The 25,016-nt window shown below is 67.9% G+C and carries 19 protein-coding genes and 1 pseudogene; 16 read left to right on the top strand and 4 right to left on the bottom strand.

Features of this window, described 5'->3' with window-relative positions; translation table 11 throughout:
• Positions 1–4 precede the first annotated feature (4 nt).
• From VES41_RS21570 to VES41_RS21515, 12 genes and pseudogenes are all read left to right on the top strand, one after another.
• On the top strand, positions 5–1,288 hold the full coding sequence (locus VES41_RS21570) for an amidohydrolase family protein (RefSeq protein WP_324821336.1): 1,284 nt from the start codon (positions 5–7) through the stop codon (positions 1,286–1,288).
• On the top strand, positions 1,285–2,226 hold the full coding sequence (locus VES41_RS21565; RefSeq protein WP_324821334.1) for a branched-chain amino acid ABC transporter permease: 942 nt from the start codon (positions 1,285–1,287) through the stop codon (positions 2,224–2,226). Before VES41_RS21570 ends, VES41_RS21565 begins: the two co-directional genes overlap by 4 nt.
• A 49-nt stretch (positions 2,227–2,275) precedes the next feature.
• Positions 2,276–3,436: a branched-chain amino acid ABC transporter permease gene (locus tag VES41_RS21560; protein ID WP_324821333.1), complete on the top strand. Its 1,161-nt coding sequence runs from the start codon at positions 2,276–2,278 to the stop codon at positions 3,434–3,436.
• 16 nt (positions 3,437–3,452) lie between these two features.
• Entirely contained in the window at positions 3,453–4,706 is a 1,254-nt protein-coding gene (locus VES41_RS21555) for an ABC transporter substrate-binding protein (RefSeq protein WP_324821331.1), read from the top strand.
• A gap of 4 nt (positions 4,707–4,710) precedes the next feature.
• On the top strand, positions 4,711–5,538 hold the full coding sequence (locus tag VES41_RS21550) for an ABC transporter ATP-binding protein (protein WP_324821329.1): 828 nt from the start codon (positions 4,711–4,713) through the stop codon (positions 5,536–5,538).
• A pseudogene (locus VES41_RS21545) lies at positions 5,538–6,032 on the top strand (ABC transporter ATP-binding protein); the annotation flags it as partial. The gene VES41_RS21550 and the pseudogene VES41_RS21545, both read left to right, overlap by 1 nt.
• A 516-nt stretch (positions 6,033–6,548) precedes the next feature.
• Positions 6,549–7,784, top strand: a complete 1,236-nt coding sequence (locus VES41_RS21540) for a Tm-1-like ATP-binding domain-containing protein (protein ID WP_324821760.1) — start codon at positions 6,549–6,551, stop codon at positions 7,782–7,784.
• Between the two features lie 28 nt (positions 7,785–7,812).
• Positions 7,813–8,643 carry a phosphoenolpyruvate hydrolase family protein gene (locus VES41_RS21535; RefSeq protein ID WP_324821327.1) on the top strand — a complete coding sequence of 277 codons (831 nt, stop codon included), beginning with the start codon at positions 7,813–7,815 and terminating at the stop codon, positions 8,641–8,643.
• A 23-nt stretch (positions 8,644–8,666) separates the two neighbouring features.
• Positions 8,667–10,352, top strand: a complete 1,686-nt coding sequence (locus VES41_RS21530; RefSeq protein ID WP_324821325.1) for a flotillin family protein — start codon at positions 8,667–8,669, stop codon at positions 10,350–10,352.
• 3 nt (positions 10,353–10,355) lie between these two features.
• Positions 10,356–10,790: an SRPBCC family protein gene (locus VES41_RS21525; protein WP_324821323.1), complete on the top strand. Its 435-nt coding sequence runs from the start codon at positions 10,356–10,358 to the stop codon at positions 10,788–10,790.
• On the top strand, positions 10,790–12,265 hold the full coding sequence (locus VES41_RS21520; protein ID WP_324821321.1) for an SRPBCC family protein: 1,476 nt from the start codon (positions 10,790–10,792) through the stop codon (positions 12,263–12,265). The genes VES41_RS21525 and VES41_RS21520 overlap by 1 nt, the downstream gene beginning before the upstream one ends.
• Before the next feature lie 25 nt (positions 12,266–12,290).
• Entirely contained in the window at positions 12,291–12,668 is a 378-nt protein-coding gene (locus VES41_RS21515) for a VOC family protein (protein WP_324821319.1), read from the top strand.
• A gap of 18 nt (positions 12,669–12,686) precedes the next feature.
• Here VES41_RS21515 and VES41_RS21510 read toward each other — a convergent pair whose 3' ends face one another.
• Entirely contained in the window at positions 12,687–15,209 is a 2,523-nt protein-coding gene (locus VES41_RS21510; protein WP_324821317.1) for a PAS domain S-box protein, read from the bottom strand.
• 160 nt (positions 15,210–15,369) lie between these two features.
• Here VES41_RS21510 and VES41_RS21505 point away from each other — a divergent pair, with 160 nt between their 5' ends.
• Complete coding sequence (locus VES41_RS21505) at positions 15,370–15,762, top strand: response regulator transcription factor (RefSeq protein ID WP_324821316.1); 393 nt, start codon at positions 15,370–15,372, stop codon at positions 15,760–15,762.
• On the opposite strand, the gene VES41_RS21500 is transcribed toward VES41_RS21505, so the two are convergent.
• Positions 15,708–16,541, bottom strand: a complete 834-nt coding sequence (locus VES41_RS21500) for a Crp/Fnr family transcriptional regulator (RefSeq protein ID WP_324821314.1) — start codon at positions 16,539–16,541, stop codon at positions 15,708–15,710. The two genes, VES41_RS21505 and VES41_RS21500, sit on opposite strands and share 55 nt — an antisense overlap.
• Before the next feature lie 285 nt (positions 16,542–16,826).
• On the opposite strand from VES41_RS21500, the gene VES41_RS21495 reads away from it, so the two are divergent.
• Positions 16,827–17,501 carry a response regulator transcription factor gene (locus VES41_RS21495; protein ID WP_324821312.1) on the top strand — a complete coding sequence of 225 codons (675 nt, stop codon included), beginning with the start codon at positions 16,827–16,829 and terminating at the stop codon, positions 17,499–17,501.
• A 20-nt stretch (positions 17,502–17,521) separates the two neighbouring features.
• Here the strand turns inward: VES41_RS21495 and VES41_RS21490 are convergent, their stop codons facing one another.
• Both VES41_RS21490 and aspT read right to left on the bottom strand, forming a co-directional pair.
• Positions 17,522–19,144 (bottom strand): bifunctional aspartate transaminase/aspartate 4-decarboxylase, encoded by a 1,623-nt coding sequence (locus VES41_RS21490; RefSeq protein ID WP_324821310.1) that lies wholly within the window; start codon positions 19,142–19,144, stop codon positions 17,522–17,524.
• Between the two features lie 66 nt (positions 19,145–19,210).
• Positions 19,211–20,893, bottom strand: a complete 1,683-nt coding sequence (gene aspT, locus VES41_RS21485; protein WP_324821308.1) for an aspartate-alanine antiporter — start codon at positions 20,891–20,893, stop codon at positions 19,211–19,213.
• Between the two features lie 222 nt (positions 20,894–21,115).
• Here aspT and VES41_RS21480 point away from each other — a divergent pair, with 222 nt between their 5' ends.
• Both VES41_RS21480 and VES41_RS21475 read left to right on the top strand, forming a co-directional pair.
• A complete protein-coding gene (locus VES41_RS21480) occupies positions 21,116–23,890 on the top strand; it encodes an aminotransferase class I/II-fold pyridoxal phosphate-dependent enzyme (RefSeq protein ID WP_324821306.1) in 2,775 nt (924 codons plus the stop codon).
• Between the two features lie 28 nt (positions 23,891–23,918).
• Entirely contained in the window at positions 23,919–25,016 is a 1,098-nt protein-coding gene (locus VES41_RS21475) for a porin (protein WP_324821304.1), read from the top strand.

Genomic DNA, 25,016 nt, shown 5'->3' with positions numbered 1-25,016 from the left:
TGTCATGGCTGATGTCGTCTTCACCAACGTCCGCATCCTCGACGGCGCGGGCCAGAACCCCTACCCCGGCAGCGTGCTGGTGCGTGGCAACCGCATCCGGCAGGTCGGGCGCAGCACGGCGCCGATCTCGCCGGGCGGCGCGCAGGTCATCGACGGCGCGGGCGCCACGCTGATGCCCGGCATGTGCGAGGCCCACACGCACTTCTCCTGGAACGACGCGGCCACGCTGGCGGCCATCCAGACCATGCCGCTGGAGGAACACGTGCTGTGGTGCGCCAAGGTCGCCAGGCGCTACCTGCAGGCGGGTTTTACCTCGTGCGTCGGCGCCGCGTGCGCCAAGGCGCGGCTCGACGTGGTGATCCGCAACGCGATCAACGCCGGCCAGATCCCCGGCCCCCGCTACCTGGCCGCGAGCCAGGAGATCACCGTGCTCGGGGCCCTGGGCGACGAGACCCTGCCGCACCTGCCCTTCCCCGAGTTCAGCTTCGGCGTGAACGTCAGCGGCGCCGACGAGATGCGAAAGGCGGTGCGGCTGTTCCTGAAGTACGGCGTCGACTCGATCAAGCTCAACCTCTCGGGTGACAACTTCACGCCCCAGTCGCCCTCGGAGACCGCCTGGATGCTCGACGAGGAGGTCGCCGCCGCCATGCGCGAGGTCAAGATCCGGGGCAAGCGCGGCGTGGCGCACGCGCGTTCGTCCGAGAGCGTCAAGCAGGCGCTGCGCCATGGAATCGACCTCATCTACCACGCCAGCTTCGTCGACGAAGAGGCGCTGGACATGCTCGAGGCCGCGAAGGACCGCGTCTTCGTCGCGCCCGGCATCGCGATCCTGTACGCCATGCTGTACGAAGCCGAGCCTTGGGGCATCACCCACGCGATGGCCTGCGACATGGGCTACGAGACCGAGTGGGAGGCCGCCTGCGTGTCCCTGTCGAAAATGCACAAGCGCGGCATCCGCGTGCTGCCGGGCGGCGACTACGGCTTTGCCTTCACGCCGCACTGCCAGAACGCGCGCGACCTGGAGTTCTTCGTCAAGTACCTGGGATTCACGCCGATGGAGGCGATCCGCTGCACCACGCTGTATGGCGGGCAGGTCATGATGAAGCCGGACGAGCTCGGCGTCATCCGGGAAGGCTACCTGGCCGACATGCTGCTGGTCGACGGCGACCCGCTCGCCAACCTGTCGATCCTGCGCGACCCCAAGCGAATCCTGGCGGTGATGAAGGACGGCGAGTTCGCGAAGGCGCCCGAGATCGCGTCGCAGCGCCAATGGGAGCGTGCCGCGTGAGCAGGCGGGGGCTGGGGCTGTGGCTGCTGTTCGGCGTGCCGGTCGCCGTTTTCGTCGTGTGGGCGCTGTGGGACAACCACACGCTGTTCCTCAAGACCTTCCTCAACGGCCTCACGCTCGCGTCGCTGTACTTTCTCGTCGCGAGCGGCTTCACGCTGGTGTTCGGGCTGATGCGCAACGTCAACCTGGCGCACGGTTCGCTCTACCTGATCGGCGCCTATATCGGGTGGTACGTCGGCGAGCACACCGGCTCCTGGGTGCTGGCGGTGCTCGCGGGCTTCCTGGCCGCGGCCGTCCTGGGCCTGCTGATGCAGTTGCTGATCTTCCGCCACATGCAGGGGCAGGACCTGCGCCAGACGCTGGTGACGATCGGCCTGTCGATCGTCCTGGCCGACGTCGCGCTGTGGATCTGGGGCGCCGAGATCTACACGTTCGATCCGCCCGCGTGGATCTACGGCTCGACCACGCTGCCGCTGGTCAACAAGTTCCCGACGTACCGCCTCTTCGTGCTGGTCGCCTCGGTGGCGATCGGCGTCGGGCTGTGGCTGATGCTCGCCCGCACGCGCATCGGCATGATGATCCGCGCCGGCGTGGACGACCGGGGCATGCTCGCAGCATCCGGCGTCAACGTGCAGCGCGTGTTCGCGCTGACCTTCGCGATCGGCGCGGGCATGGCGGGGCTCGCCGGCGTGGTCGGCGGCACCGCGCTGTCCATCTCGCCGGGCGAAGACACGCGCTACCTCCTTGCATCGCTGGTGGTGGTCATCGTCGGCGGCATGGGCAGCGTGGTCGGCGCGGCCATCGGCGCGTTGCTGATCGGCCTGGCCGAGCAGTTCGGGCTGGCGTATGCGCCGACCTACAGCGTGGTGTTCACCTTCGTGATCATGGTCGTGGCGCTGGCCTTCAAGCCGCGCGGGCTGATGGGGAAGAACGCATGAGCGCGCGGACGGGTGGATGCGTGCGCGGCTTTCTTCCAGGGGCCGCCTCTTGAGCGCCGCGAAATGGCGCCGCGCCATGAACTCGCCGGGCGTGGCGACCGACCTGGCGCGTGCCGGCCGCGGCGCCGCAGCCGTGCCTGCCGCGGCCTTGCATCCGCCCGGCGCACCGGTGCAGGCGCCCGCGCCGGCCTGGTCGCGCACGCGCGCCTCGATCCGTGCCATCCGCTGGCGCCACGCGCTGGTGTTGGCCTTCGTGCTCGCCTACCCGTTCTTCGCGACGCCGTTCTTCACGTTCCAGATCGGGGCCCAGTCGCTCGCGCTCGGCCTGATCGCCCTGTCGCTGACCTTCCTCGGCGGCTATGGCGGCATGGTGTCGCTCGCACAGATGACCGTGGCCGGCTTCGCGGCCTACATGCTGGCGATCTTCGGCGCCAGCAGCAACGCGGCCATCAGCCTGGGCTGGCCGTGGTGGCTTGCGCTGGTCGTGGCCATCGGACTGGCGACGCTGGTGGCCGCCGGCATCGGCTGGCTGTCGGTGCGCACCGAGGGCATCTACACCATCATGATCACGCTGGCGGTCGGCGTGGCGTTCTTCTACCTCGCGCAGCAGAACTACACCGTCTTCAACGGCTTCCAGGGCTTCAGCAAGGTCTCGCCCCCGGTGCTCCTGGGCGTCGACCTGCGCGCGCCCATGCCCTTCTACTTCGTGGTGCTGGCCTGCTCGCTGGCGGGATACTTCTTCATCAAGCACCTGATCCGCGCACCGTTCGGCATCGCGCTGCAGGGCATCCGCGACAACCCGCGCCGCATGCAGGCGCTGGGCTTCGACGTGACGGCGCACCGGGTGGCCGCCTATGCCGTGGCGGGGTTCCTCGCGGCGGTCGGCGGCATTCTCATGGTCTGGTACAACAACCGCATCTCCCCGGGCACCGTGGGCATCGGCGCAATGATCAACATCCTCATCATTGCGGTGCTCGGCGGCATGCGGCACCCCATCGGTGCCTTCATCGGCGCGATCGTCTTCGTGCTGCTCCAGAACTTCGCCATCGACCTGGTCGACCGCGAACGCTTCAATCTCGTGATCGGCGGGGTCTTCCTCGCGATCGTGCTCTTCTCGCCCGATGGATTGCTCGGCCTGTGGCAGGCGCTGTGCAACCGCGTGGGCAACTCGATTTTCCCCAACCGCGGCGCTGGCCGCATTCATCGATGACAAGAAGGAGCGAGACATGAGCAGAGGCAATCGTTTGTCCGCACGCAGCATCGTGGCTGCGGCGGCGCTGGTGTCGATCGGCGGATTCGCGCATGCGCAGGAGGTCCTGAAGATCGGCCTGCTGGCTTCGCTGGAAGGGCCGTTCGCAGCCCCGGGCCAGGACGGCATGCGCGGCGCCGACCTGGCGCTCAAAGAAAAGAACGGGATGGCCGGCGGCAAGAAGATCGAGTTCGTCAAGGTCTCGTCGGACGCCACGCCCGACAAGGCCGTCAACTCCACGCGCAAGGCGGTGGAGCAGGACAAGGTGGCCATCATGATCGGCCCGCTGTCGGGCGACGAAGGCATCGCGGTCAAGAACTACGCCAAGACGCAGCCGAACGTCACCTTCGTCAACGGCTCTTCCGGCGCGCAGGCCGCCACCTGGGGCGACCCCGCGCCCAACTTCTACCGCTTCAACACCGAGGGCGCGCAGTGGATGGTCGGCCTGGGCGAGCACGTGCTGTCGAAGGGCTACAAGAAGACCTACCTGATCGCCGAGGACTACGGATTCCCGTACTCCCAGGTGCAGGGCTTCATGGCCAGCTACTGCGCCAAGGGCGGCAAGGTGGTCGACAAGGCGTGGGTTCCGCTGGGCACCAAGGACTACGCCTCGGTGATCGCCCGCATACCCAAGGACGTCGACGCGCTGGTCGTGGTGCTCGGCGGCGCCGACGCGGTCAACTTCCTGACGCAGTACGAGCAGGCCGGCGGCGACAAGCCCATGGTCGGCGGCTCCATCACGGTGGACCAGACGGTGCTGAACTACAAGGGCAAGCGGCGCGAGTCGCTGCTGGGCACCGCGTCGGCCGGCCCGATGGCCGATTCGATCGACACGCCCGAGTGGAAGAAGTTCGTGGCCGACTACAAGGCCAACTTCAAGGACGGCTTTCCCAGCCCGTCGCTGTTCGCCTATCTGTACTACATCAACACCAAGGCAACGCTGGATGCGCTCGACGTGGTGAAGGGCGACCTTTCGGACGGCCAGAAGGCCTACCGCGAGGCGCTGCAGAAGACCAACTTCAAGGGCCCGGCCGGCGACGTGAGGATCGACGCGAATCGCAACGGCGTCGGCACGACATACATCACCGAAGTGACCAAGGCGCCGGACGGCTCCTTCTACAACAAGGTGGTCAAGACCGTGCCCGACGTCACGCAGACGCTGGGCTTGCCGGAGGCGGAGTTCAGGAAGATGGGGCTCGGTACCCGGGACGTGCCCGACTGCAGGACCTGAAGGCATGGCGTCGGTCACCCCGCTTCGCCCGCGCGCGGCCACCGGTGCGCACGCGGCTGCGGCCGCGGCCGGCGCCGTGCAGCTGCTCTCGGGCGACGCGCTGCGGCTCGACGGGGTCACGCGGGCCTTCGGTGCGCTGCGGGCGGTCGACAACGTCTCGCTCACGGTCGCGGCCGGGCAGAAGTACGCCATCCTGGGCTCCAACGGTGCGGGGAAGACCACGCTGTTCAATGCGATCACGGGCGACTTTCCGCCGACGTCCGGCCGCATCCATTTCTTCGGCGAGGACATCACCCACCTGTCGCCGCAGGACCGCATCCGCAAGGGCATGCGGCGCACCTACCAGTCTTCGCTGCTGTTTCGCGAACTGACGGTGCGCGACAACCTGTTCCTGGCGGTGCGCGGCGTGTCCAGCGGGCGGTTCAGCTTCCTGCGCGCGCGCGCCGGCAGTGCCTCGGCGCAGGCCACCGGCGACCTGCTCGAGCGCACGCGGCTGACGCACATCGCCGACGAGCGCGTCGCCAACCTGGCGCACGGGCAGCAGCGCCAGCTGGAGATCGGCATGGCCCTGGCAGGCGCGCCGCGGCTCATCCTGTTCGACGAGCCCGCCGCGGGGCTGTCGCCGCACGAGCGGCGCGAACTGGTGGCGCTGCTGCGCTCCCTGCCGCCGCACATGAGCTTCGTGCTGATCGAGCACGACCTGGACATCGCGCTGCGCGTGGTCGACCGCGTCACGGTGATGCACAACGGCCGCGAGCTTCGCACCGGCACACCGGCCGAGATCGAAGGCGATGCGCAGGTGCAGGCGATCTACATGGGGAGCAAGCACTGATGGCCTGGTTCGGCGGCGAACGCGGCAAGAGTGCCGGCAGCGGACCGGTCTTGGCCGTCGACGGCCTCGACGTCTTCTACGGCCACGCCCATGCACTGCAGGGCGTTGGCCTGACGCTCGAGCGCGGAGTGCTCGGCATCGTCGGGCGCAACGGGATGGGCAAGACGACGCTGTGCAACGCGATCACGGGACTGGTGCCTGCCCGCGGCAGCGTCCGGCTCTGCGGCGAGGAAATCCTCGGCCTGGCGCCCAACGAGATCACCCGGCGCGGCATTGCCTACGTGCCGCAAGGCCGGCGCGTGTGGCCGTCGCTCTCGGTGGACGAGACGCTGCGCCTCGTCGCCGGCAAGCGGAGCGAGGTCGACCGCGTCTACGCCATGTTCCCGCGCCTGGCCGAGCGGCGCGGCAACGGGGGAGCCCAGTTGTCCGGCGGCGAGCAGCAGATGCTGGCGATCGGCCGCGCGCTGCTGCTCAACCCGCGCCTGCTGGTCATGGACGAGCCGACCGAAGGCCTGGCCCCGGTCATCGTCGAGCAGGTGGCGCAGGCGCTGCGCGACCTTGCCGCCGAAGGAAGCATCGCCGTGCTGCTGATCGAGCAGAACCTCGGCGTTGCCATCTCCGTGGCCGACCGCATCGGGCTGATGGTCAACGGACGCATCGCGCGGGAGATGCCGGCCGCGCAGCTCGCCGCCGACCAGGCGCTGCAAGAGCGGCTGCTGGGCGTTCGTTCCGGCGACGACGAAGAAGAATCCGAACCGGCGGCCGACGCGCGCGGCGCCGCGGACCCGCCGCCGCCCCAGGTCTTCACGGTCCGGCGCGCCCATGCGGACGGGGCCCCGTCCCTCGACGACCTGGCGCCCGGCACGGTGCGCGGCTTCACGCGCTGGAACGCCGGCAGCACCGCAGCGCCGGTCAGGGACATGGCGCGCCACGGCGGCGCGGCGCCGCAGCCGCCCGGACCGGTGGAGGATGCGCCCCAGGCCAGCGCGCCCAGGGTCTTCGAGTTCCCGGTGGCCTCCGGCACCGCCCGCTGCGCCTATGTCGCCGGCACCTTCGACACAAAGGGCCGCGAACTCGCGTTCCTGCGCCAGTGCCTGGAAAGGCTCGGCATGCGGGTCACCACGGTCGACCTGTCGACCTCCGGCAAGCCTTCGCCTGCGAGCGTGCATCCGCGCGAGGTCGCGCGGCATCACCCGCAGGGCGAATCGGCCGTCTTCGGCAGCGACCGCGGCGTCGCGATGGAGGCGATGGCGCAGGCCTTCGAGCGCTTCCTGCTCACCCGTCGCGATCTCGGCGGCATCATCTCGGCCGGCGGCTCCGGCGGGACCTCCATGGCCACGCAGGGCATGCGCGCCCTGCCCGTCGGCGTGCCGAAGATGATGGTGTCGACCATGGCCAGCGGCGACACGCGTCCCTACGTCGGGCCGAGCGACATCTGCATGATGTACTCGGTGACCGACGTGCAGGGCATCCACCGCATCAGCGAACTGGTGCTGGCCAATGCGGCGAACGCGCTCGCCGGAATGATCGCGCACCCGCCCGCCAGGTCAGGTGTTGCGCGCCCGGCCATCGGCCTGACCATGTTCGGCGTGACCACGCCGTGCGTGCAGGCCGTGACGAAGCGGCTGGAGGAAGACTGCGACTGCCTGGTCTTCCATGCCACCGGCGTCGGCGGCCAGTCGATGGAGAAGCTGGCCGATTCCGGGCTCATCGTCGGCGCCATCGACGTCTCGACCACGGAAATCGCCGACGAGATCGTCGGCGGCACGCTCTCGGCGGGGCCAACGCGGCTGGACGCCTTCGCCCGGCACGCCCTGCCCTACGTCGGCTCCTGCGGCGCGCTCGACATGGTGAACTTCGGCACCTGGGACTCGGTGCCCGAGCGCTTCAAGGGGCGCACGCTCTACCGCCACAACCCGAACGTCACGCTGATGCGCACGTCCGCCGACGAATGCCGGCGCATCGGCGAATTCATCGCCGGCAAGCTCAACGCGATGCGGGGGCCGGTGCGCTTTCTCATCCCCGAAGGCGGCGTCTCGGCCATCGACAGGCCCGGCCAGCCCTTCCATGACCCGCAGGCCGATCGCGCGCTGTTCGCCGCCATCGAGGCAGGCTTTCGCACCGGGCACGACCGCAAGCTGCAGCGCCTGCCGCTGCACATCAACGACGAGGCCTTCGCCGACGCGCTGGTCGTCGCATGGAAGGACGCAGCGTCCCGCCCCGCGGGCGGCATGCGGCAGGCCTGAACGACAAGACAAGGGAGAACCAACCACCATGCCGCGCATTGCACGCACCACGCTGCTCGAACGCTTCCGGGCCAAGATCGCCGCCGGCAGACCGATCATCGGCGGTGGCGCGGGCACGGGCCTGTCGGCCAAGTGCGAGGAAGCCGGCGGCATCGACCTGATCGTGATCTACAACTCGGGCCGCTACCGGATGGCCGGGCGCGGCTCGCTCGCGGGGCTGATGGCGTACGGCAACGCCAACGACATCGTGTGCGAGATGGCGCACGAGGTGCTGCCGGTGGTCAAGCGCACGCCGGTGCTGGCCGGCGTGAACGGCACCGACCCCTTCATGATCCCCGAGGAGTTCCTGCAGCGGCTCATCACGCTCGGCTTCTCGGGCATCCAGAACTTCCCGACCGTCGGCCTGATCGACGGCATCATGCGCGCCAACCTCGAGGAAACCGGCATGAGCTATGCGCTCGAGGTGGAGCTCATCGCGCGCGCCCACGCGCTGGACCTGCTGACGACGCCCTACGTCTTCAGCCCGGCCGAGGCCGCCGCCATGGCCGGCGCCGGCGCCGATATCGTGGTGTGCCACATGGGCCTGACCACCGGCGGCGAGATCGGCGCCGACACCGCCCTCAAGCTGCCCGACTGCGTCCCCCTCGTCAACGAATGGGCCGCGGCGGCGCGGGCCGTGAACCCCGAGGTGATCGTGCTGTGCCATGGCGGCCCGATCGCCACGCCGGCCGACGCGCAGTACATCCTGGCCAACTGCCCCGCCTGTGCCGGCTTCTACGGCGCGAGTTCGATGGAAAGGCTGCCCGCCGAGGTGGCCCTGACCGAAACGACCAGGCGCTTCGTCGAGATCACGCGGTAACGGAATCACTGGAGACGACACCTATGTCAGGCGCTCAATTCGGACAATTCATTCTCGTGCTGGTGGTGGTCGCGATCGTCGTCGCGATCGCGGTATGGCTGCTGCACTGGCTCTACCTGCGCAGCTCCAAGGAGCGGGCCTTCGTGCGCACGGGGCTCGGCGGCGAGAAGGTGGTGCTCGGCGGCGGCGCGTTCGTGCTGCCCATCGTGCACGACGTGATTCCCGTCAACATGAACACGCTGCGCCTCGAAGTCAGCCGCGGGCGCGACAAGGCGCTCATCACGCGCGACCGCATGCGCGTCGACGTGATCGCCGAGTTCTACGTCCGCGTGGCCACCAGCCAGGCGGCGGTCGCCGCGGCCGCGCAGACGCTGGGCCTGCGCACCCTGGAGCCCGAACAGCTCAAGGAACTGGTCGAAGGCAAGTTCGTCGACGCGTTGCGCACGGCGGCCGCCGAGATGACCATGGAGGAACTGCACGAGAAGCGCGGCGCCTACGTCAGGCGCGTGCGCGACGCAGTGGCCGAGGACCTGACCAAGAACGGGCTGGAACTCGAAGCCGCGTCGCTGACCCAGCTCGACCAGACCAGCATGGAGTTCTTCAACCCCAGCAACGCCTTCGACGCCGAGGGCCTGACGCGCCTGACCGAGCAGATCGAGCACCGCAAGAAGCAGCGCAACGACGTCGAGCAGGACACGTTGATCGCCATCCGGAACAAGAACCTCGAGGCCGAAAAGCTGTCGCTCGACATCGACCGGGAGAGCGAGCACGCGCGCCTGGCGCAGGAGCGCGAACTGGAAATGGCCCGCGCCCGCCAGCGCGCCGAGGTGTCGACCGAGCGGGCCCAGCGCGAACAGGAAGCCGAGAGCGCGCAGATCGTCGCCAGGCAGAGCATCGACACGGCGCGCATCCGCTCCGAGCAGACCCTCGAGGAAGGCCGCATCGGCAAGGAGCGCGCCATCCAGAGCGCGGAGATCGAGCGCCGCACCTCGCTCGAGCTGGCCGAGCAGCAGCGCGCGATCTCGGTCGCGCGCGAGAGCAAGGCCCAGAGCGAGGCGGTGGCCGAGGCGGAGGCCGCGCGCGCCCTCGCCGTCGCTGCCGAGGAGAAGGTCTTCACCGCCCGCGAAGTGGAGATGGCCGAGCGCAAGAAGGCCATCGAGCTCATTGCCGCGGCCCAGGCCGCCGAGCGTGACGCCCTGCGGCTGACGTCCTCGGCGCAGGCCGAGAGCGAAGCCAGCAGCGCGCGCGGCGCCGCCATCCGGGCCCAGGCCGAGGCGGATGCCGACGCCGAGAAGATCCGTTCGATGGCCATGCGCGTGCGCGCCGAGATCGAGGCCGATGCGGCGCGGATGATGAACGAAGCACACAACATGTTGACGCCGGAAGCCCGCATGTCGGCTCTGCGCATGAAGCTGGTGGAGAAGGCCGAGGCCATCATCCGCGAATCGGTGCGGCCGATGGAGCGCATCGACAGCATCAAGATCATGCATGTGGACGGGCTGGGCGGAACGCAGGGTGGCCAGGTCAACGGGGAAGGCGGCGGCTTCGCCGACGGGCTGGTCAACTCGGCATTGCGCTTTCGCGCGCAGGCGCCGCTGGTCGACCAGCTGCTGCGCGAGATCGGCATCGAGGGCGGCGACATCCAGCGCCTGGTCGGCGACGCCAGCGGCGCGCAGGCCACCCTGCCGGCCGGCGCAAAGAGGGAATGACGCGTGGTCAACGTCTATACGTCCAGTGTCATCGATGCCAGCGCCGACAACGTGTGGTCGCGCATCCGGGACTTCAACGGCCTGCCGCAGTGGCATCCGCTCATTGCCGACAGCCGGATCGAGAACGGCCAGCCGGCCGACCGCGTCGGGTGCATCCGCCACTTCCACCTCAAGGACGGCGGCATGATCCGCGAGCGGCTGCTGGCCTTGTCCGACTACGAATACAGCTGCACCTACGAGATTCTGGAAAGCCCGATGGGCGTGACGAACTACGTCGCCACACTCAAGCTCACGCCGGTGACCGACGGGGCGCGCTGCTTCGCGGAATGGAGCGCCGAATTCGAGTGCGAGCCGGGCCGCGAGCGCGAACTGACCGAGACGATCGGCAACGGCGTCTTCCAGGGCGGGTTCGACGCGTTGAAGCGGTCGTTGCGCTGATGCTGCACAAGCTCGTCCGCTCCACGGTCATCGACGCGCCGATCGAGCGCGTGTGGGCCGTGCTGCGCGACTTCAACAGCCACGACCGGTGGCACAGCGCCGTCGAGGCGAGCCGGATCGAAGGCAACGAGCGCAGCGACCAGGTCGGCTGCGTGCGCAGTTTCACGCTCAAGGACGGCCACCGCATCCGCGAACAGCTGCTGACGCTGGACGACGCCCAGCACAAGAGCACCTACTGCATCGTCGAGGCCACGCTGCCGTTGCAACGCTACGTGGCCACGGTGACGCTCAAGCCGGTGACCGACGGCAACCGCACCTTCTGGCATTGGGAGTCGAGCTTCGCCACCCCGGCGGGCATGGAACGCGAACTGCGCGATGCGGTGGCGAAGGGCGTCTACGAGGCCGGGTTCGAGGACCTTCGGCGTTATCTGCTGCAGGCGGGCGACCTGGGCGGCGCGTCCGGCGGCGCCATGCCGTCCGCCCTGCCCTTGCCGACCCGCCGCGTCGTTCTGGAAAGCTACGGCGGGCCGGAGGTGTTGCGCGCGGAGCACGTCGACGCTGCGCCGCCGCGCGCGGGCGAAGTCCGCCTGCGGCAGCGCGCCATCGGCATCAACTTCATCGACGTGTACCTGCGCCGCGGCTGGGTGCCGGGAATGCTGCCGGTGGCGCCGGACGCGCCAGGCGTGCCCGGCATGGAAGCGGCCGGCAGCGTGATCGACGCCGGGCCGGACGTCACCGGGTTCCTGGCCGGAGACCGCGTGGCCTACATCGGCCCCGTGCCCGGCGCGTATTGCGGCGTGCGCAGCGTGCCGGCCGAATGGCTGGTGCGCCTGCCGGCCGCGGTGGAGGACGAGGTGGCTGCCGCGCTGCTGCTCAAGGGCATCACGGCCGATTACCTCGTGCACGACCTGGGCCGGGTCCAGCCCGGCACGCGGCTGCTGGTGCACGCGGCGGCGGGCGGCGTCGGGCTGCTCGTCTGCCATTGGGCGCGCCGGCTCGGCGCCACGGTCGTGGGCACCGTGTCGAACGATGCCAAGGCGCGCGTGGCGCGCGAGCATGGTTGCGAACACGTCATCGTCACCCGGGACTACCGTTTTGCCGACGCAATGCAGCGCCTGTGCGGCGGCGCCGACGTGGTCATCGACGGGCTCGGCGACGCGGCCCGGGACGAGAACCTGGCCGCCCTCGCCCGGCGCGGCCACTGGATCAGCCTGGGCCAGGCCAGCGGCCCGTTGGCGCCGCTCGCGCCTGACGCACTGGTGGCCAAGTCGCTGAGCTTCTCGCGTCCGGTGGTGTTCGACTACGTCTCGTCGCAGGCCCAGGCGGCGCAGCGCGCGCAGCGGGTGTGGAATGCGCTGGCCGAGGGCGCGATCAGGCCGCCGCCCATCGAACGCTTTCCGCTCGACGCGGCGGCGCAGGCGCACGCCCGGCTGGAGTCGCGCACCACCACCGGCGCGCTCGTCCTGGTGCCCTGAACAAGCCCCGAAACGGAGACTGCACATGATCGTCGGCATGAACCACTTCACCATCACCGTGGAGGACGAGCAGAAAACCCTCGACTTCTACACCGGCCTGCTCGGCCTGAAGGTCGGGCACCGCCCGGACCTCGGCTTTCCCGGCGCCTGGCTTTACGGCAGCGGCCCGCAGGCGGTGCTGCACATGTACTTCGGACGCCCGGTGCCCGCGCAGCGCACCGGCGTCATCGACCACATGGCGTTCAGCGCGAAGGGCCTGCGCGAGGTCAAGGCGCGGTTCGACGCGAGCGGCACCCAGTACGAGCTGCGGCAGCAGGCCGGGGCCGGTACCTGGCAGCTTTTCTGCCTCGACCCGAACGGCGCGAAGGTGGAGCTCGATTTCGATCCGGACGAGCAGCCCTGACGGGAAGGCGCTCGCCGTTCACGCCGGGGCATTGCGGGCGCCCGCCACCGGTGGCGCCTCCGCCAGCGGTATGGACAGTTCCAGCACCGTGCCTTCGCCAGGGCTGCCATCGATGCGCAGCGTGCCGTTGCAGGCCCGAACCCGCTCGCGGATGCCCAGCAGTCCGAACGAACCGGACTTGCGCCGGTCGGCCATGGCGATTCCGCAGCCGTTGTCCCGGACCTGGAGCGACACGGCGCCACCTTCCACCGCCAGCCGCAGATGCACTGCGCTGGCGTGCGAATGCTTGGCGACATTGTTGAGCGCCTCTTGCGCGGCACGGAACACGCACAGGGCAACCGGCTGGTCGAAGGATCGGTCGTCCAATCCGGCGCCTGCTTCGAAGGTGCATTCGATGCCGGTCTGCCGGGCGTACTGGACAGCCATCGCTTCCAGTGCCGGCGTCAGGCCGAGGTCCTCGAGCATGGGCGGGCGCAGGTCGTTCACGATGCGGCGCGCCGAAGCGATCGCCTGTTCCGCGCGCCGGTCGATGCCGGCGAGCAGGGGCAGCAGATCGATGGCCTTGTCGACGCTCATTGCGGCGACCTGCAAGTCCATTCGTATCGCCGCCAGCGTCTGTTGAAGGTCGTCGTGAAGGTCGCGCGCGATGCGCTTTCGCTCCTCCTCCTGTACCTGCTCGCGCGTGGCAACCAGCTGTTGCAGGGCGAGGTGCGACGATTCGAGATCGGCCTGCACTTCCCGGATGGCGGTGACGTCCCGGGTCGTCACGATGGCACCGGCCGTACGTCCGCCGCCGGAGCGGATGGGCGCGAAGCTGTAGCTGCCGATACGTGACGCGCCGGTGTCGTTCTGGTAGATGCGGTACTCCACGTTCGTCGCCGACTCGCCACGCAATGCCATGGCCAGGGGGCGTTGGCTGGGTGGGGCGCGGCTTCCATCTGGCGCGAACATGTCCATCGCCTCCAGATGCTCGACAAGCGAACTGCCGCAGGCGGCACGCGCATAGCCGTGAAAGGCAGCGAACGCCTCGTTGTACTCGATGACGTTTCCCTCGCCGTCGGCGATGCATATGGCGTCGCCCATGCTGGCCAACGCAGCCTGCAGCTTGGATGCGCTGGCCTGGAGATCCTGTTCGGCCTGCTTGCGCTGCGAGATGTCGCGCAGTATCACGGTGTACATGGGACTGCCGGCGACGGCCGCGCGCGAGACCGATGCTTCGACCGCAAACGCCTTCCCGTCCCAGCGCAGGGCGACCGCTTCGCGTTGCAATTGGGACGGCGCTTCGTCGCCGTCGGCCTCGTGCCCCTGATGGCCCCGGGGCCACGCGGGCACGAAGCGGTCCAACGGGGCGCCGACCACCTGCTCCGGCTTGCATCGGAACATCGCGGCCGCGGCGGGATTGGCTTGCACGATGCGCCAATCCTCGTCGGCCGTCACGATGGCGTCGACCGTCGTCTCGAAGATGCCGCGGAAGCGGGCTTCGCCCAGGGCTTGCGCGTCCAGCATGTGGTTGAACTGACGCGCGACCGCCTTTATTTCCGGCGGGCCGGCGATGCGCGCACGAACCGAACGGTTGCCGCTGGCGATGGAAGCGGCCGTCTTTTCCAGATGCGCAATGGGATTGGCGACGGTCGCGCTCATGCGCCACCCGAGCATGAGCGCCAGAAGGCACAGCGCCGCGCCGATGGCGACGGTGCGCAGGACCGTGCCGCGGTACTCCGCCAGGACGGCATCGCGCGGCAGTCCGGCCACCACTTCCCAGCCCACTCCCGGCACAGTCGCGGAAGCCAGGAGTCTGGGGATGCCGTCGCGGCCGGTGCCCGCGACGAGTCGGTTGCGCGGCAGCGGCCACGGCGTGCCGCTGTCCTGTGCAGCCGTCGGCCGCGATCCGATGAATCTGGCCGGCTCGAGCGAGCGCAGCAGGATCGTGCGTTGCCGATCCAGCACCGTCACCACGGCGCCCGGGGGCGTGGCGTTCAGGAGCCTGTCGTTGAGCACGAGCAGATCGACGGCCAGCAGCAGCCATCCTTCGGTCGTTTCGTCTTCACCGCGTACCGGGTAGCTGAAGATGGCGAACTTGCCCTGGGTGCGCGCTTGCATGTACGAGCGCACCGCGAGTGCGTTGTCCTCCGCGCTCGAATCCAGGCTGGCCGCCGCTGGGCCCATCGCTGCCGCGGCGACATGGTCGCCGCCCGGGCAGATGGTCCTGCCCTGCGCATCGCGCACCTCGAGCCCGACCACGGCTGGGCTGACCCGCACGTACTCCACGGCCAACCGGTCGCATCGCAGCGGATCGAGGGCCTTGACCGCCGGCCGCACCGCCGCATGCGCCAGGGCGGACTCGAACTGGTCCAGTGCGCGCCGCAGATCCGCGGCCGTCCCGCTGGCGAGCATGCGCACCTTTTCATGCGCGGCGTCGTGCACCAGCGAAACCTCCTTCCAGACAAGCCACGCCAGGAACGCCAGCATGGGAAGCATGACGACGGCAACGCCCAGCGCGATGCGGGCGCGGATCGAAAGGCTTTCGAACCCTGAGTGCATGGGATTTACCGCCGCCTCGTGAAAAAACGGGCCGGACGACACAAGGATGCCTCAAAAGGGATCGGTTTTCTGGGCTTTCATTGATGAGGCGCATCTCGGCCTGCGATCGGAACGGGCAATATGGCTGCGGCCATCAATGGACACATCGCGGGGGCAAGACGTGAAGGTGCTGCTCGTTGACGACTCCTCGGCAATCCAGCAAAGCTTCGGGGCATTGATCGCCACCGCGCCTGGCGTCGAGGTGGTCGGCTTCGCGGTCGACGTGGCGTCCGCGCTGGAGGCTGTCGCGCAGCACCGGCCCGACCTCGTCGTCCTCGATGCCAGGCTGCGCGGACAGGACCGCGGCCTCGATGTCCTGCTGTTCGTCAGGCAGAACTACCCGGGTGTGAAGGTGATCATGTTCTCGCAGTACGCCTGGGCTTCCATGCGCGAGACTCACATGCAGGCCGGTGCCGTCGCCTACTTCGACAAGGCCATGGAGTTCCACCAGGCGCGCGACTATATCGCCGAGCTTTCCAGCGCCGCGGCCGCGCGGCCGCCCCCGGGCCTGTGAGCCCTTGCCGGTGCCCGCGTGCCTTGGGCATACCGCTGCAGTGCATCGAGGTCGCGGATATCCACGACGCGCTGCTCGACCTCGATCAGCCCTGCCTCGACCAGTGTGGCAAACGATCTGCTGATGGTCTCGTGGGCCACTCCGAGGTAGCTGCCGATGTCGCGACGGGTCATCTGCAGCCGAAGGGACCTGGCGGACTGCCCGCAGCTCGACATGCATTGCGACAGGTGCAACAGGAACCTGGCCAGCCGCACCTCGGAAGCGACCGCGGCGACCATGTCCGACAGCTGCGTCAAGTGCAGCATCGACTTGGCGACGGCCCGCATCATGCCTCTGTAGAACGAAGGCGATGAGCGTGACAGCGCGTAGAGGTCCGGCAATCCGACGGCGAACACGGTCGAATGCTCGAGCGCGACGGTTGCCATGACGTGATGGTCCGCCGACAGGGCGTCGCAGCCGAGCAGGTCGCCGCGGCGAAAGAAGCCGAACACCTGCTCGTAGCCATCCTCGGCCGTGCGAAAGACCTTGAAGGTGCCGGTGCACACGACATGGATGGAACTGGCCGGCGCCCCTTCCAGAAAGAGCAGTTCTCCAGCCCGGATGCGGCGGACCGCAGGCTGAAGCGTCGGCGCAGGCATGTCGGCGATGGAGACGCCGATCAGGTCGAGCATGGCCTGGAGGTCGGTGCGTTCGCACCGGTATGCGCCAGTACGCCGGCTGCCTGCCTCGGTCGTTGCGCCTTCCGTCTGAGCCTGGACCTGGACTTGGGGAACATTCATCGGGACTCTCCGCAACTGCGGCCATCACTGGCGTGGCGAGGAGGCAAGCATGCACGTGATGCATTCCTGGCAACAATCGGAATGCCCCGCGCCGCCTGCGTGCGGGTTTCCTCCTCGCCTCGGACATGCCCGACATGGCGCCTAGGATTATTCCTAGGCTGGACGATCCGCACCGCAGGCCGGTCGCCGCACTCCCGCCTTGTGGATTGGCCGTTTTGGCGCCATAGTGCGTGCCACTGCGGAGAATCCGAAGGCGCGCGATCGCGCCGGGTCCGAGGAGGTAACTTGTCTGCTGCCGAATTGTGCAGGCCGGCACTGCGCCTGCTTCTCGTCGACGACCACGCGATCGTCCGGGAAGGCCTGATTCGTGTGCTCGACCCGGTCGCGAACAACTGGTCCCTGACCGAGGCGGTGACGGGACACCGGGCGCTGGAGTTGCTGCGCGAGGCCGAGTTCGACCTTGCACTCGTCGACCTGTCCATGCCCGGGATGAACGGGCTCGAACTGGTGCGCCGCATCAAGACCGAGTTTCCCGGAGTGCACGTACTGGTGCTCAGCATGCACGCCGAGGAGCAGTACGCGCTGCGCGCCTTCAAGTCCGGCGCGGACGGCTATGTCACCAAGGACGCGGCCGCCACGGAACTCCTGCGCGCGGTGAGACGGGTGGCAGCAGGCCGCGCCTACGTCACCGAGGCACTGGCCGAAAGCGTGGTGCAACAGCTCAACGGAATGGCCCGCGCTCCAGGCCATGCGCATCTGACGGATCGCGAGCTGGATGTGCTGCAGCGCATCGCCGCCGGAGCGCGGGTCGTCGACATCGCGGACGCGCTCCATCTGTCGGTCAAGACGGTGAGCACGCACAAGACGCGCATCCAGGAAAAGCTGCAGGTCTCGGGTACCGCGGAACTGGTGCGGTACGCGCTCGAAAACCACATCGACGCGCCCTCCCCGCACCCCTAGCCGCTGGCGCGCTCCGGCCGCTACCCTTCCTTGCGCGTGACGACCTTGCCGGTGTCCCGCTGGAAAGCGTCAACGTAGTTGCGCGCCACGGCACGCACCGCGCGGCCGATCTTCTCGTAGACGTCTTCGTCCAGGTTGGCGAAGGATATGCGGGCCGACCAGTCGGGCGCCTCGAAGCCGCCGCCGTTGAGCAGCACGATCCCATGGTCCTCGGCCAGGCGAAAGACGATGTCCAGCGGATGGACGTTCACCTTGATCCAGTCGACCAGTTCCTCGGTGCCGTACTTGCGCAGCCAGAACTCCAGGTCGATGAGGCCGTAGTAGTTGTCGAACAGCGGATTCGGTTGCACGTCGATGCCCAGGCCCTCCAGCGTCAGCAGCGTGCGGCGGTGGCAGATCTCCATGCACGCCTTCTGGTAGTGCTTTTCCTCGTCCATGAGTTCGTACAGCGAGAAAAGACTCATCATGACCTGCTGCGGCAGCGACAGTCCCGCCGTGTGGTTGAGCGCCACGTCTCGGCTGTCGGCCACGATCCGGTCGATGAACTTGATCTCGCGCGGATGCGGCGTCAGGGTGCCGTAGCGCTTGTCCAGCTTCTCGAGCGTGGCGGCGTCGTGCTGGGCGATCTTCTCGTCGAAGATGTTGTCCTCGTGCACCGCGATCACGCCGAGGCGCCAGCCGGTGCAGCCGAAGTACTTGCTGTACGAGTACACGCCGATGGTATTGCGCGGATAGGCGCCCAGCAGCGAGCGAAAGCCCGGCACGAAGGTGCCGTACACGTCGTCGGTCAGCAGCAGCAGGTCCGGGCGCTTCTTGAGGATGTCCCCGATCTTGCCGATGACCTCCGGCGAGATCGCCATGGCGGACGGATTGCCCGGATTGACGATGAAGAAGGCCTTGATCTTCGGGTCGAGCAGCTTGTCGAGCTCGGCGTCGGTGAACTGGAAGCGGTTCTCCTGGGGCGCGTGAATGGGCACGATCTGCAGGTCGTAGTCCTCCAGGTGCGGCATCTCCAGGTAGGGCGTGAAGATCGGCACGCCGAGCGCGATGGTGTCGCCCGCATTGAGCAGGCGGTTGTTCTTCAGCGCCTTGAAGGTGTAGCACATGGCGGCGGTTCCGCCTTCGACCGCGTAGAGCTTGAACTCGCCCTTGGGGCGCGGCTCGCCCACCATGGCCCATTGCAGGTACTCGCGCACGATGATCTCGTTGTGATGCAGCATGCGGTCCGGCTCGGGATAGTGGTCGCCGATGATCGAGTCCACCAGTTCGCCGACGAAGGCATCCGGCTTGAAGCCGAACTTGTTCACCGCCCATGGCACCATGCGCGCCAGGAAGCTGGTGCCGGGCAGGTCCGGGTACCTGGCAAGCCAGGCCTTCAGCCGCTCGGCGCTGCCGTCCACGCGCGGAATGCCGCCGATGCCCGGCTCGACGTCCATCACCCGTCGGGTTTCCGTCACCGCGAAATGGCCGAGCGTGAAGAACGCCTCGCGCGCCTCGGTTGCCACCCAGTTGGGGTTTCCGCGCCCGGCATTGAGGTAGGTCAAGGCCGATTTCTTCGCGGCCTTGCTGGCCGCCTCCGCCAGGAAGTTCTTGATCTCGAACGGGCCGAGCGACTCGTAGTTGCGCAGGGTCATGATGTCCATTGCCTACTCCTTGCGTGGATGTGAACTGAAGGACCTGCAGCGGCCGGAGTGACGCGGCCGAGCGGATCAGCCGCCTGTGAGCTTCATCATCATGATGACGACGACGAGGCCCCAGATGGTCAGGAAGGTGTTGCCCACGGCATAGGGCATGCCGTAGCCGAGCGCGGGAATGTTGCTCCTGGCGGCGTCCTGCACCATGCCCAGCGCGGCGGTGGTGGTGCGGGCGCCGGCGCAGCAGCCCAGGAGGATCGCGGGGTCGAACTTGAAGACATGGCGCGCCACGAAGACGGCGATGAGCAGCGGAACCGACGTCGCCACCACGCCCCACAGGAACAGGCTCACGCCGAGCTTCTGCAATCCGCTGATGAAGTCGGGCCCGGCGTTGATGCCCACGATCGCAATGAAGACGTTGAGCCCGAGATTGTTGAGGACCCAGAGCGCCGGAGCCGGGATCTGTCCGAACTTCGGCTTGATGGTGCGGTAGTAACCCAGGAACAGACCGGCCAGCAGCGCACCGCCGGAGGTCGACAGGCTGATCGGCACCCCGCCCACCGTCACGCTCAGCACCCCGATCAGTCCGCCGACGAGGATGCCGGCGGACATGAAGGAGATGTCCGTCGCATCGGTCGGCCGGTCGGCGTAGCCCAGCACGTCCACGACCGCGTTCACATGGTGCAGCGCCCCACCGATACGCAGGACGTCGCCGCGCAGGATCTCCGTGCCGGGCAGCAGAGGAATATCGACCAGTTGGCGGGTGATCTTGGCCAGGTAGACGCCGCGCGCCGCCGGCAGTTCGGCCAACTCGGCGATCGTCTTGCCGTTGAGCGCCTTGCTGGTGACGAAGACGTCCACGACGGTGGCCGGCAGATCGAGCAGGTCGCGGTCCTCGACCTCCTCGAGGATGGACTCGACGTTCTCCACCAGCAGCTTGCGCGCTCCGGAGATGGCGACCAGATCGCCCGCCTGAAGCACGGCATCGGCATCGGCCGCGATGATCTCGCTGCCGCGCTTGATGCGCTCGAAGTACACCCGAACGCCGGGGAACGTGTCCTTGCAGCGCCTGCCGGCCAGTCCGCTGGCGTCTGTGATCCGGTAGCCACGCAGTTCGAACCGGCGATAGGCCGACAGGATGCCCGGCTGCGCAGCCTTGGCGCCGCCGCCCAGGCGCGCCTCGTAGTCCTTGCAGGCCTGGACCAGGTCGATGCCGAGCATCTTGGGCCCCAGCTTGGACAGCAGCAGTGCCGAGCCCACCGTGCCGAAGATGTAGGTGACGGCATAGCCCACCGGTATGGCGCCGAGCATGCTCTTGGCGACTTCTGGCGGCAGGCCCGACTTGTTGATCTGGTCGGTGGCGACGCCGATCGACGCCGAGATGGTCTGCGAGCCGGCATACAGCCCGACGGCGTATCCGACGTCCAGCCCCGCCACGTACGCGCAGGCGATCGGCACCACGAGGCAGGCGACCATCACGATCAGGGTGAAGGCGATCTGCTTGGGACCATCCTTGCCAAGCCCCGCGAAGAACTGTGGCCCGACGCCGTAACCCACCGCGAACAGGAAGAGCAGGAAGAACGCCGACTTGATCGGCCCGGGAATCGAAAGGCCCAGTTGCCCGATGACGACGCCGGCGATCAGGGTGGCAGTCACCGCGCCGAGATTGAAGCCGAAGAATTTCTTGGGCCCCAGCCAGAAACCGAACGCCAGCGCGGCGAACAGGCCCAGCTCGGGGTATTGCTTCAACGATTGCACGAGCCAATCCATCCTGGATCTCCTCTTCGTCGATGACGAACCTCCGAGTCGGCCGCGCAAGGGGCGCAACCGCCAGGGCGACCGGATTCTATGGCTCGCGATATCGGCGGCATGTTGATGAATATCAACCGGGCGCGCTTTGATGCTGGCCATACTGCCGATGCCCGAAGGCGGCCTCATGCCGCGCAGGGATCGGCTTTCACCCCATCGAAGGAGAAGCACATGGCTCAGCAGGCATCGACCGGCAAGGCATCCATGGTCGACTTCTTTCTCGGCTCCGAAGCCCGGCGCGATTCCTGGAGCCGCCTGCAGGCGGTCACGCAGTCGCAACTGCGCGGCGGCGGCACCAACGCGACCCTGGCGGCCGAAGTCCAGGCGCTGCTCGAGCAGCTCGAGCCGACGGAAAGCTACTGGGCCTATCCCGGCAGCGCCTTGATGCGCGCGCTGCGCGAACTGCTGTCGGCCGGCGACCTGACGGGCTTCGCGAATGCCGTGCATCGCATCAAGCTGTCGATCTTCTCGGGCTCGTATCGGCGCGACCCTGCGGCTTGGAACATCGAGGAAGAGGCCGAGGGCGACGTCGGCGAGCGGATCCCGCCCGGCCTGTCGTCCGATCCGGGCGGCCGACCCTACTTCGAAGTGCTGACCGTCTCGCCGGAAGCATCGCGTACCGCCGATATCCAGCGCGAGATGCGCAAGCTGCGCCGCACGGAGGATCCGTTCGTCTACGAGGTGGTGCAGACATTCAGCCTCGACGACGCGATCGTGGCCACCATCGTCAACTTCAACCTGCAGGCGGTGGTGATCTACGACGGATTTCGCCTGCGCTCGAAGCACCCCATGCCCAAGCTCGGCGACCTGGTCAAGCGCTTCGGCCAATTCGAGGAGGATGGTCTGCAGCACGACAACGGGCTGATGCTGGCCAGCTTCCTCAAGGCGATCCGCCCCGAGCTGGACATCTACCTGGTGACCGAGCGCAACGTCGAGGCGGTGGCCACCAGCGTCCAGGCGACGGCGCTAAGGCGCGTGTTCTACGAGGTCGAGGAACTGATGGAGATCCACCTGAGCATCCTCGGCGGTGTCGGCGACCGCTATCGCACGCCCTTCTTCGACAACCTCAAGAAGTATGCGGCGCGCCCCATCGGCACATTTCATGCCTTGCCGCTGGCGCGTGGCAAGTCGATCTTCAAGTCGAACTGGATCCGCGACATGGGACAGTTCTACGGCGCCAACCTGTTCCTGGCGGAATCCTCGGCGACCACCGGCGGCCTGGACAGCCTGCTCGACCCCGTGGGCAACATCAAGGAGGCGCAGGAACTCACGGCGCGTGCCTTCGGGGCCGACAAGGTCTTCTTCGCCACCAACGGCACGTCGACCTCGAACAAGATCGTCGTGCAGGCCCTGTGCAGGCCTGGCGACATCGTCCTGATCGACCGGAACTGCCACAAGTCGCACCACTACGGCCTGGTGCTCGCGGGCGCCCAGCCGCTGTACCTGGAAGCCTTTCCGATGGTCGAGTACTCGATGTACGGGGCCGTGCCGCTGCGCAGCATCAAGCAGGCGCTGCTCACGCTCAAGGCCGAAGGCAAGCTGCACCTGGCCCGCGTGCTGGACCTGACGAACTGCACCTTCGACGGCCACATGTACAACTGCCGGCGGGTGATGGAGGAATGCCTGGCCATCAAGCCGGACCTGATCTTCCTTTGGGACGAGGCCTGGTTCGCCTTTGCCCGCTTCTCTCCGTTCCACCGCAGGCGCACGGGCATGGGGGCAGCCCGGGCGCTGGAAGACCGGCTGCTGTCGCCGGAGTATCGCCAGGCGTACGAGCAGTGGAAGGCCTCGATGGAAGGCAAGGTCGCGGACGCGCTCGACCCGGCCGATGCTTCGCTGCTGGACAAGCGCCTCATGCCCGATCCCGACCTCGCGCGGATACGGGTCTACCAGACCAACTCCACCCACAAGTCCATGTCGGCCCTGCGCCAGGGCTCGATGATCCTCGTGCACGACCAGGATTTCGCCGAGGTGCAGGAGCAGTTCCACGAGGCCTTCTACACCCACACTTCCACCTCGCCCAACCAGCAGATCATCGCGTCGCTGGACGTGGCGCGACGCCAGATGGAGCTCGAAGGCTACGAACTGGTGATGCAGGCCATCGCCCTTTCCCTGGACTTGCGCCAGCAGGTCAACAACCATTCGCTGATCTCCAGGTACTTCCACATCCTGACGCCTGGAGAGATGGTGCCCAGGGCGTTCCGCGCTTCCGGCGTCGAGGAGTACGGGCGTCCTCATGCCGACTGGAGCGAGGTGCTCGCCGCCTGGGACGGCGACGAGTTTGCCCTCGACCCGACCCGCATCACCCTGGTCACGGGGCGCGCCGGGTACGACGGCACGGAATTCAAGGGCCTTCTGGCGGCCGACTACGACGTGCAGATCAACAAGACTTCGCGCAACTCGATCCTGGTGCAGATCAACATCAACAACACCCGCAGCGACATCGCGCACCTGCTGAAGGTGCTGGCGGACATTTCCCGCCAGGTGGACCGTCGCCTGCACGAAGGCGGCAAGGCCGTGCGCGCAGCCTTCGAGCAGCGGGTCAAGGCGCTGATGGAGGACGTGCCCGACCTGCCGAACTTCAGCCACTTCCACGACGCGTTCCGCGACGACGCGAAAAGCGGCACCACCGAGGGGCACATGCGCGCGGCGTTCTACACCGCGTATCGCGAGGAGGACTGCGAGCACGTCAAGCTCGATGCCGAGGCGATCGGCGAGCGCCTGCAGAAGGGCCCGCAGCTGGTGGCAGCGAACTTCGTGATCCCCTACCCGCCGGGCTTCCCGATCATGGTTCCCGGCCAGGTGATCGCGTCGGACACCATCGAGTTCATGCGCAAGCTCGACGTAAAGGAGATTCACGGGTACAACGCGGCCCTCGGCCTCAAGCTGCTCAAGCCGCAGGCGCTGGGCAGACGCAAGGGCCGGACCGGAACGCAGGAAGCCTGAAGTTCAACTACACGACGAGGAGCCCCCCATGCGGACACTGAAAGTGCTGGCCTTCACCGCCCTCGTTCTGAACGCGGCTGCCGCCGCGGCTCAGAACTCCCAGGTCACCAGGCCGGTCACGAGCAGCTCGGTCACGTTGTTCGGCATTGTCGACATCGGCTTGGCCTACGGCACCGGCACCGAGGCCAGCCGCACCCAGCTGGCGAGCGGACGCACGTCGGCATCGCGGTGGGGCGTGCGCGGTTTCGAGGACCTGGGCGGCGGCCTTGCCGCAGGCTTCTGGCTCGAAGCCGGCCTGAACGCCGACGACGGCACCGGCGGCACCACATCGACCAACAACCAGCCCAGCGGCACCACCAGTGCCCTGTTCAACCGCCGGTCCACGGTCAGTCTGATCAGCAACTGGGGCGAATTGCGGCTCGGCCGCGACTTCACGTCGATCTTTCGCAACCGTGACGACGTCGATCCGTTCACGACCAGCGGCGTCGGCGCCAACCTTGCCGACGCGCTGACGATTGCCGGCACGACGGCGACGCGGGCATCGAACATGGTCGCCTATTTCCTGCCGTCGAACCTGGGCGGCTTCTTCGGCGAAGCGCAGTATTTCATGGGCGAGAACGTCGACGTGTCCAATGTGCCGAGCCCGGACGACGGCGACGGCTTCGCGGGGCGCCTGGGCTGGGCCGGCGGCGGGTTTGCCGTGGCCGTGGCCGGCAGCCGCACCCAGTACGGCCAGAGCGCGACCACGGGCGACATCGAGGTGGTCAACGTCGGGGCCTCGTACGACTTCCAGTTCATGAAGATCAGTGCCGGCTACTACCACGACGAGATCAAGCAGATCTCGCCGGTGACCGCCACGGGCTATCTGGTCGGCGCCGTGTTCCCCATCGGGCCCGGCCAACTGAAGTTCTCGTTCTCGTCCTACGGCACCGACGAGCCGGACGACCCGCGCGGCGACAAGGCCGCGGTGGGCTACGTGTACAACCTGTCCAAGCGCACCTCGGTGTACGGAACCTACGCCTACCTGCACAACAGCGGCGGTGCATCGTTCACGCTCAACGGCGCCCTCACTGCGCCCGACCGGCATTCGGCGGGCTTCGACCTCGGCATCAAGCACATCTTCTAG

The sequence above is a fragment of the Variovorax sp. genome (assembly GCF_035634955.1).
Taxonomy (GTDB): Bacteria; Pseudomonadota; Gammaproteobacteria; order Burkholderiales; family Burkholderiaceae_C; genus Variovorax.
The sequence above is the reverse complement of the archived record's forward strand: the minus strand, read 5'-3'. Positions and strand labels throughout refer to the sequence as shown.

What these genes read in the sequence shown, in the direction of transcription:
- VES41_RS21570 (WP_324821336.1), top strand. Translation starts at nt 5, where the DNA reads ATGGCTGATGTCGTCTTCACCAACGTCCGCATCCTCGACGGCGCGGGC.
- VES41_RS21555 (WP_324821331.1), top strand. Translation starts at nt 3,453, where the DNA reads ATGAGCAGAGGCAATCGTTTGTCCGCACGCAGCATCGTGGCTGCGGCG.
- VES41_RS21550 (WP_324821329.1), top strand. Translation starts at nt 4,711, where the DNA reads ATGGCGTCGGTCACCCCGCTTCGCCCGCGCGCGGCCACCGGTGCGCAC.
- VES41_RS21535 (WP_324821327.1), top strand. Translation starts at nt 7,813, where the DNA reads ATGCCGCGCATTGCACGCACCACGCTGCTCGAACGCTTCCGGGCCAAG.
- VES41_RS21530 (WP_324821325.1), top strand. Translation starts at nt 8,667, where the DNA reads ATGTCAGGCGCTCAATTCGGACAATTCATTCTCGTGCTGGTGGTGGTC.
- VES41_RS21520 (WP_324821321.1), top strand. Translation starts at nt 10,790, where the DNA reads ATGCTGCACAAGCTCGTCCGCTCCACGGTCATCGACGCGCCGATCGAG.
- VES41_RS21515 (WP_324821319.1), top strand. Translation starts at nt 12,291, where the DNA reads ATGATCGTCGGCATGAACCACTTCACCATCACCGTGGAGGACGAGCAG.
- VES41_RS21510 (WP_324821317.1), bottom strand. Translation starts at nt 15,209, where the DNA reads ATGCACTCAGGGTTCGAAAGCCTTTCGATCCGCGCCCGCATCGCGCTG.
- VES41_RS21500 (WP_324821314.1), bottom strand. Translation starts at nt 16,541, where the DNA reads ATGAATGTTCCCCAAGTCCAGGTCCAGGCTCAGACGGAAGGCGCAACG.
- VES41_RS21490 (WP_324821310.1), bottom strand. Translation starts at nt 19,144, where the DNA reads ATGGACATCATGACCCTGCGCAACTACGAGTCGCTCGGCCCGTTCGAG.
- VES41_RS21480 (WP_324821306.1), top strand. Translation starts at nt 21,116, where the DNA reads ATGGCTCAGCAGGCATCGACCGGCAAGGCATCCATGGTCGACTTCTTT.
- VES41_RS21475 (WP_324821304.1), top strand. Translation starts at nt 23,919, where the DNA reads ATGCGGACACTGAAAGTGCTGGCCTTCACCGCCCTCGTTCTGAACGCG.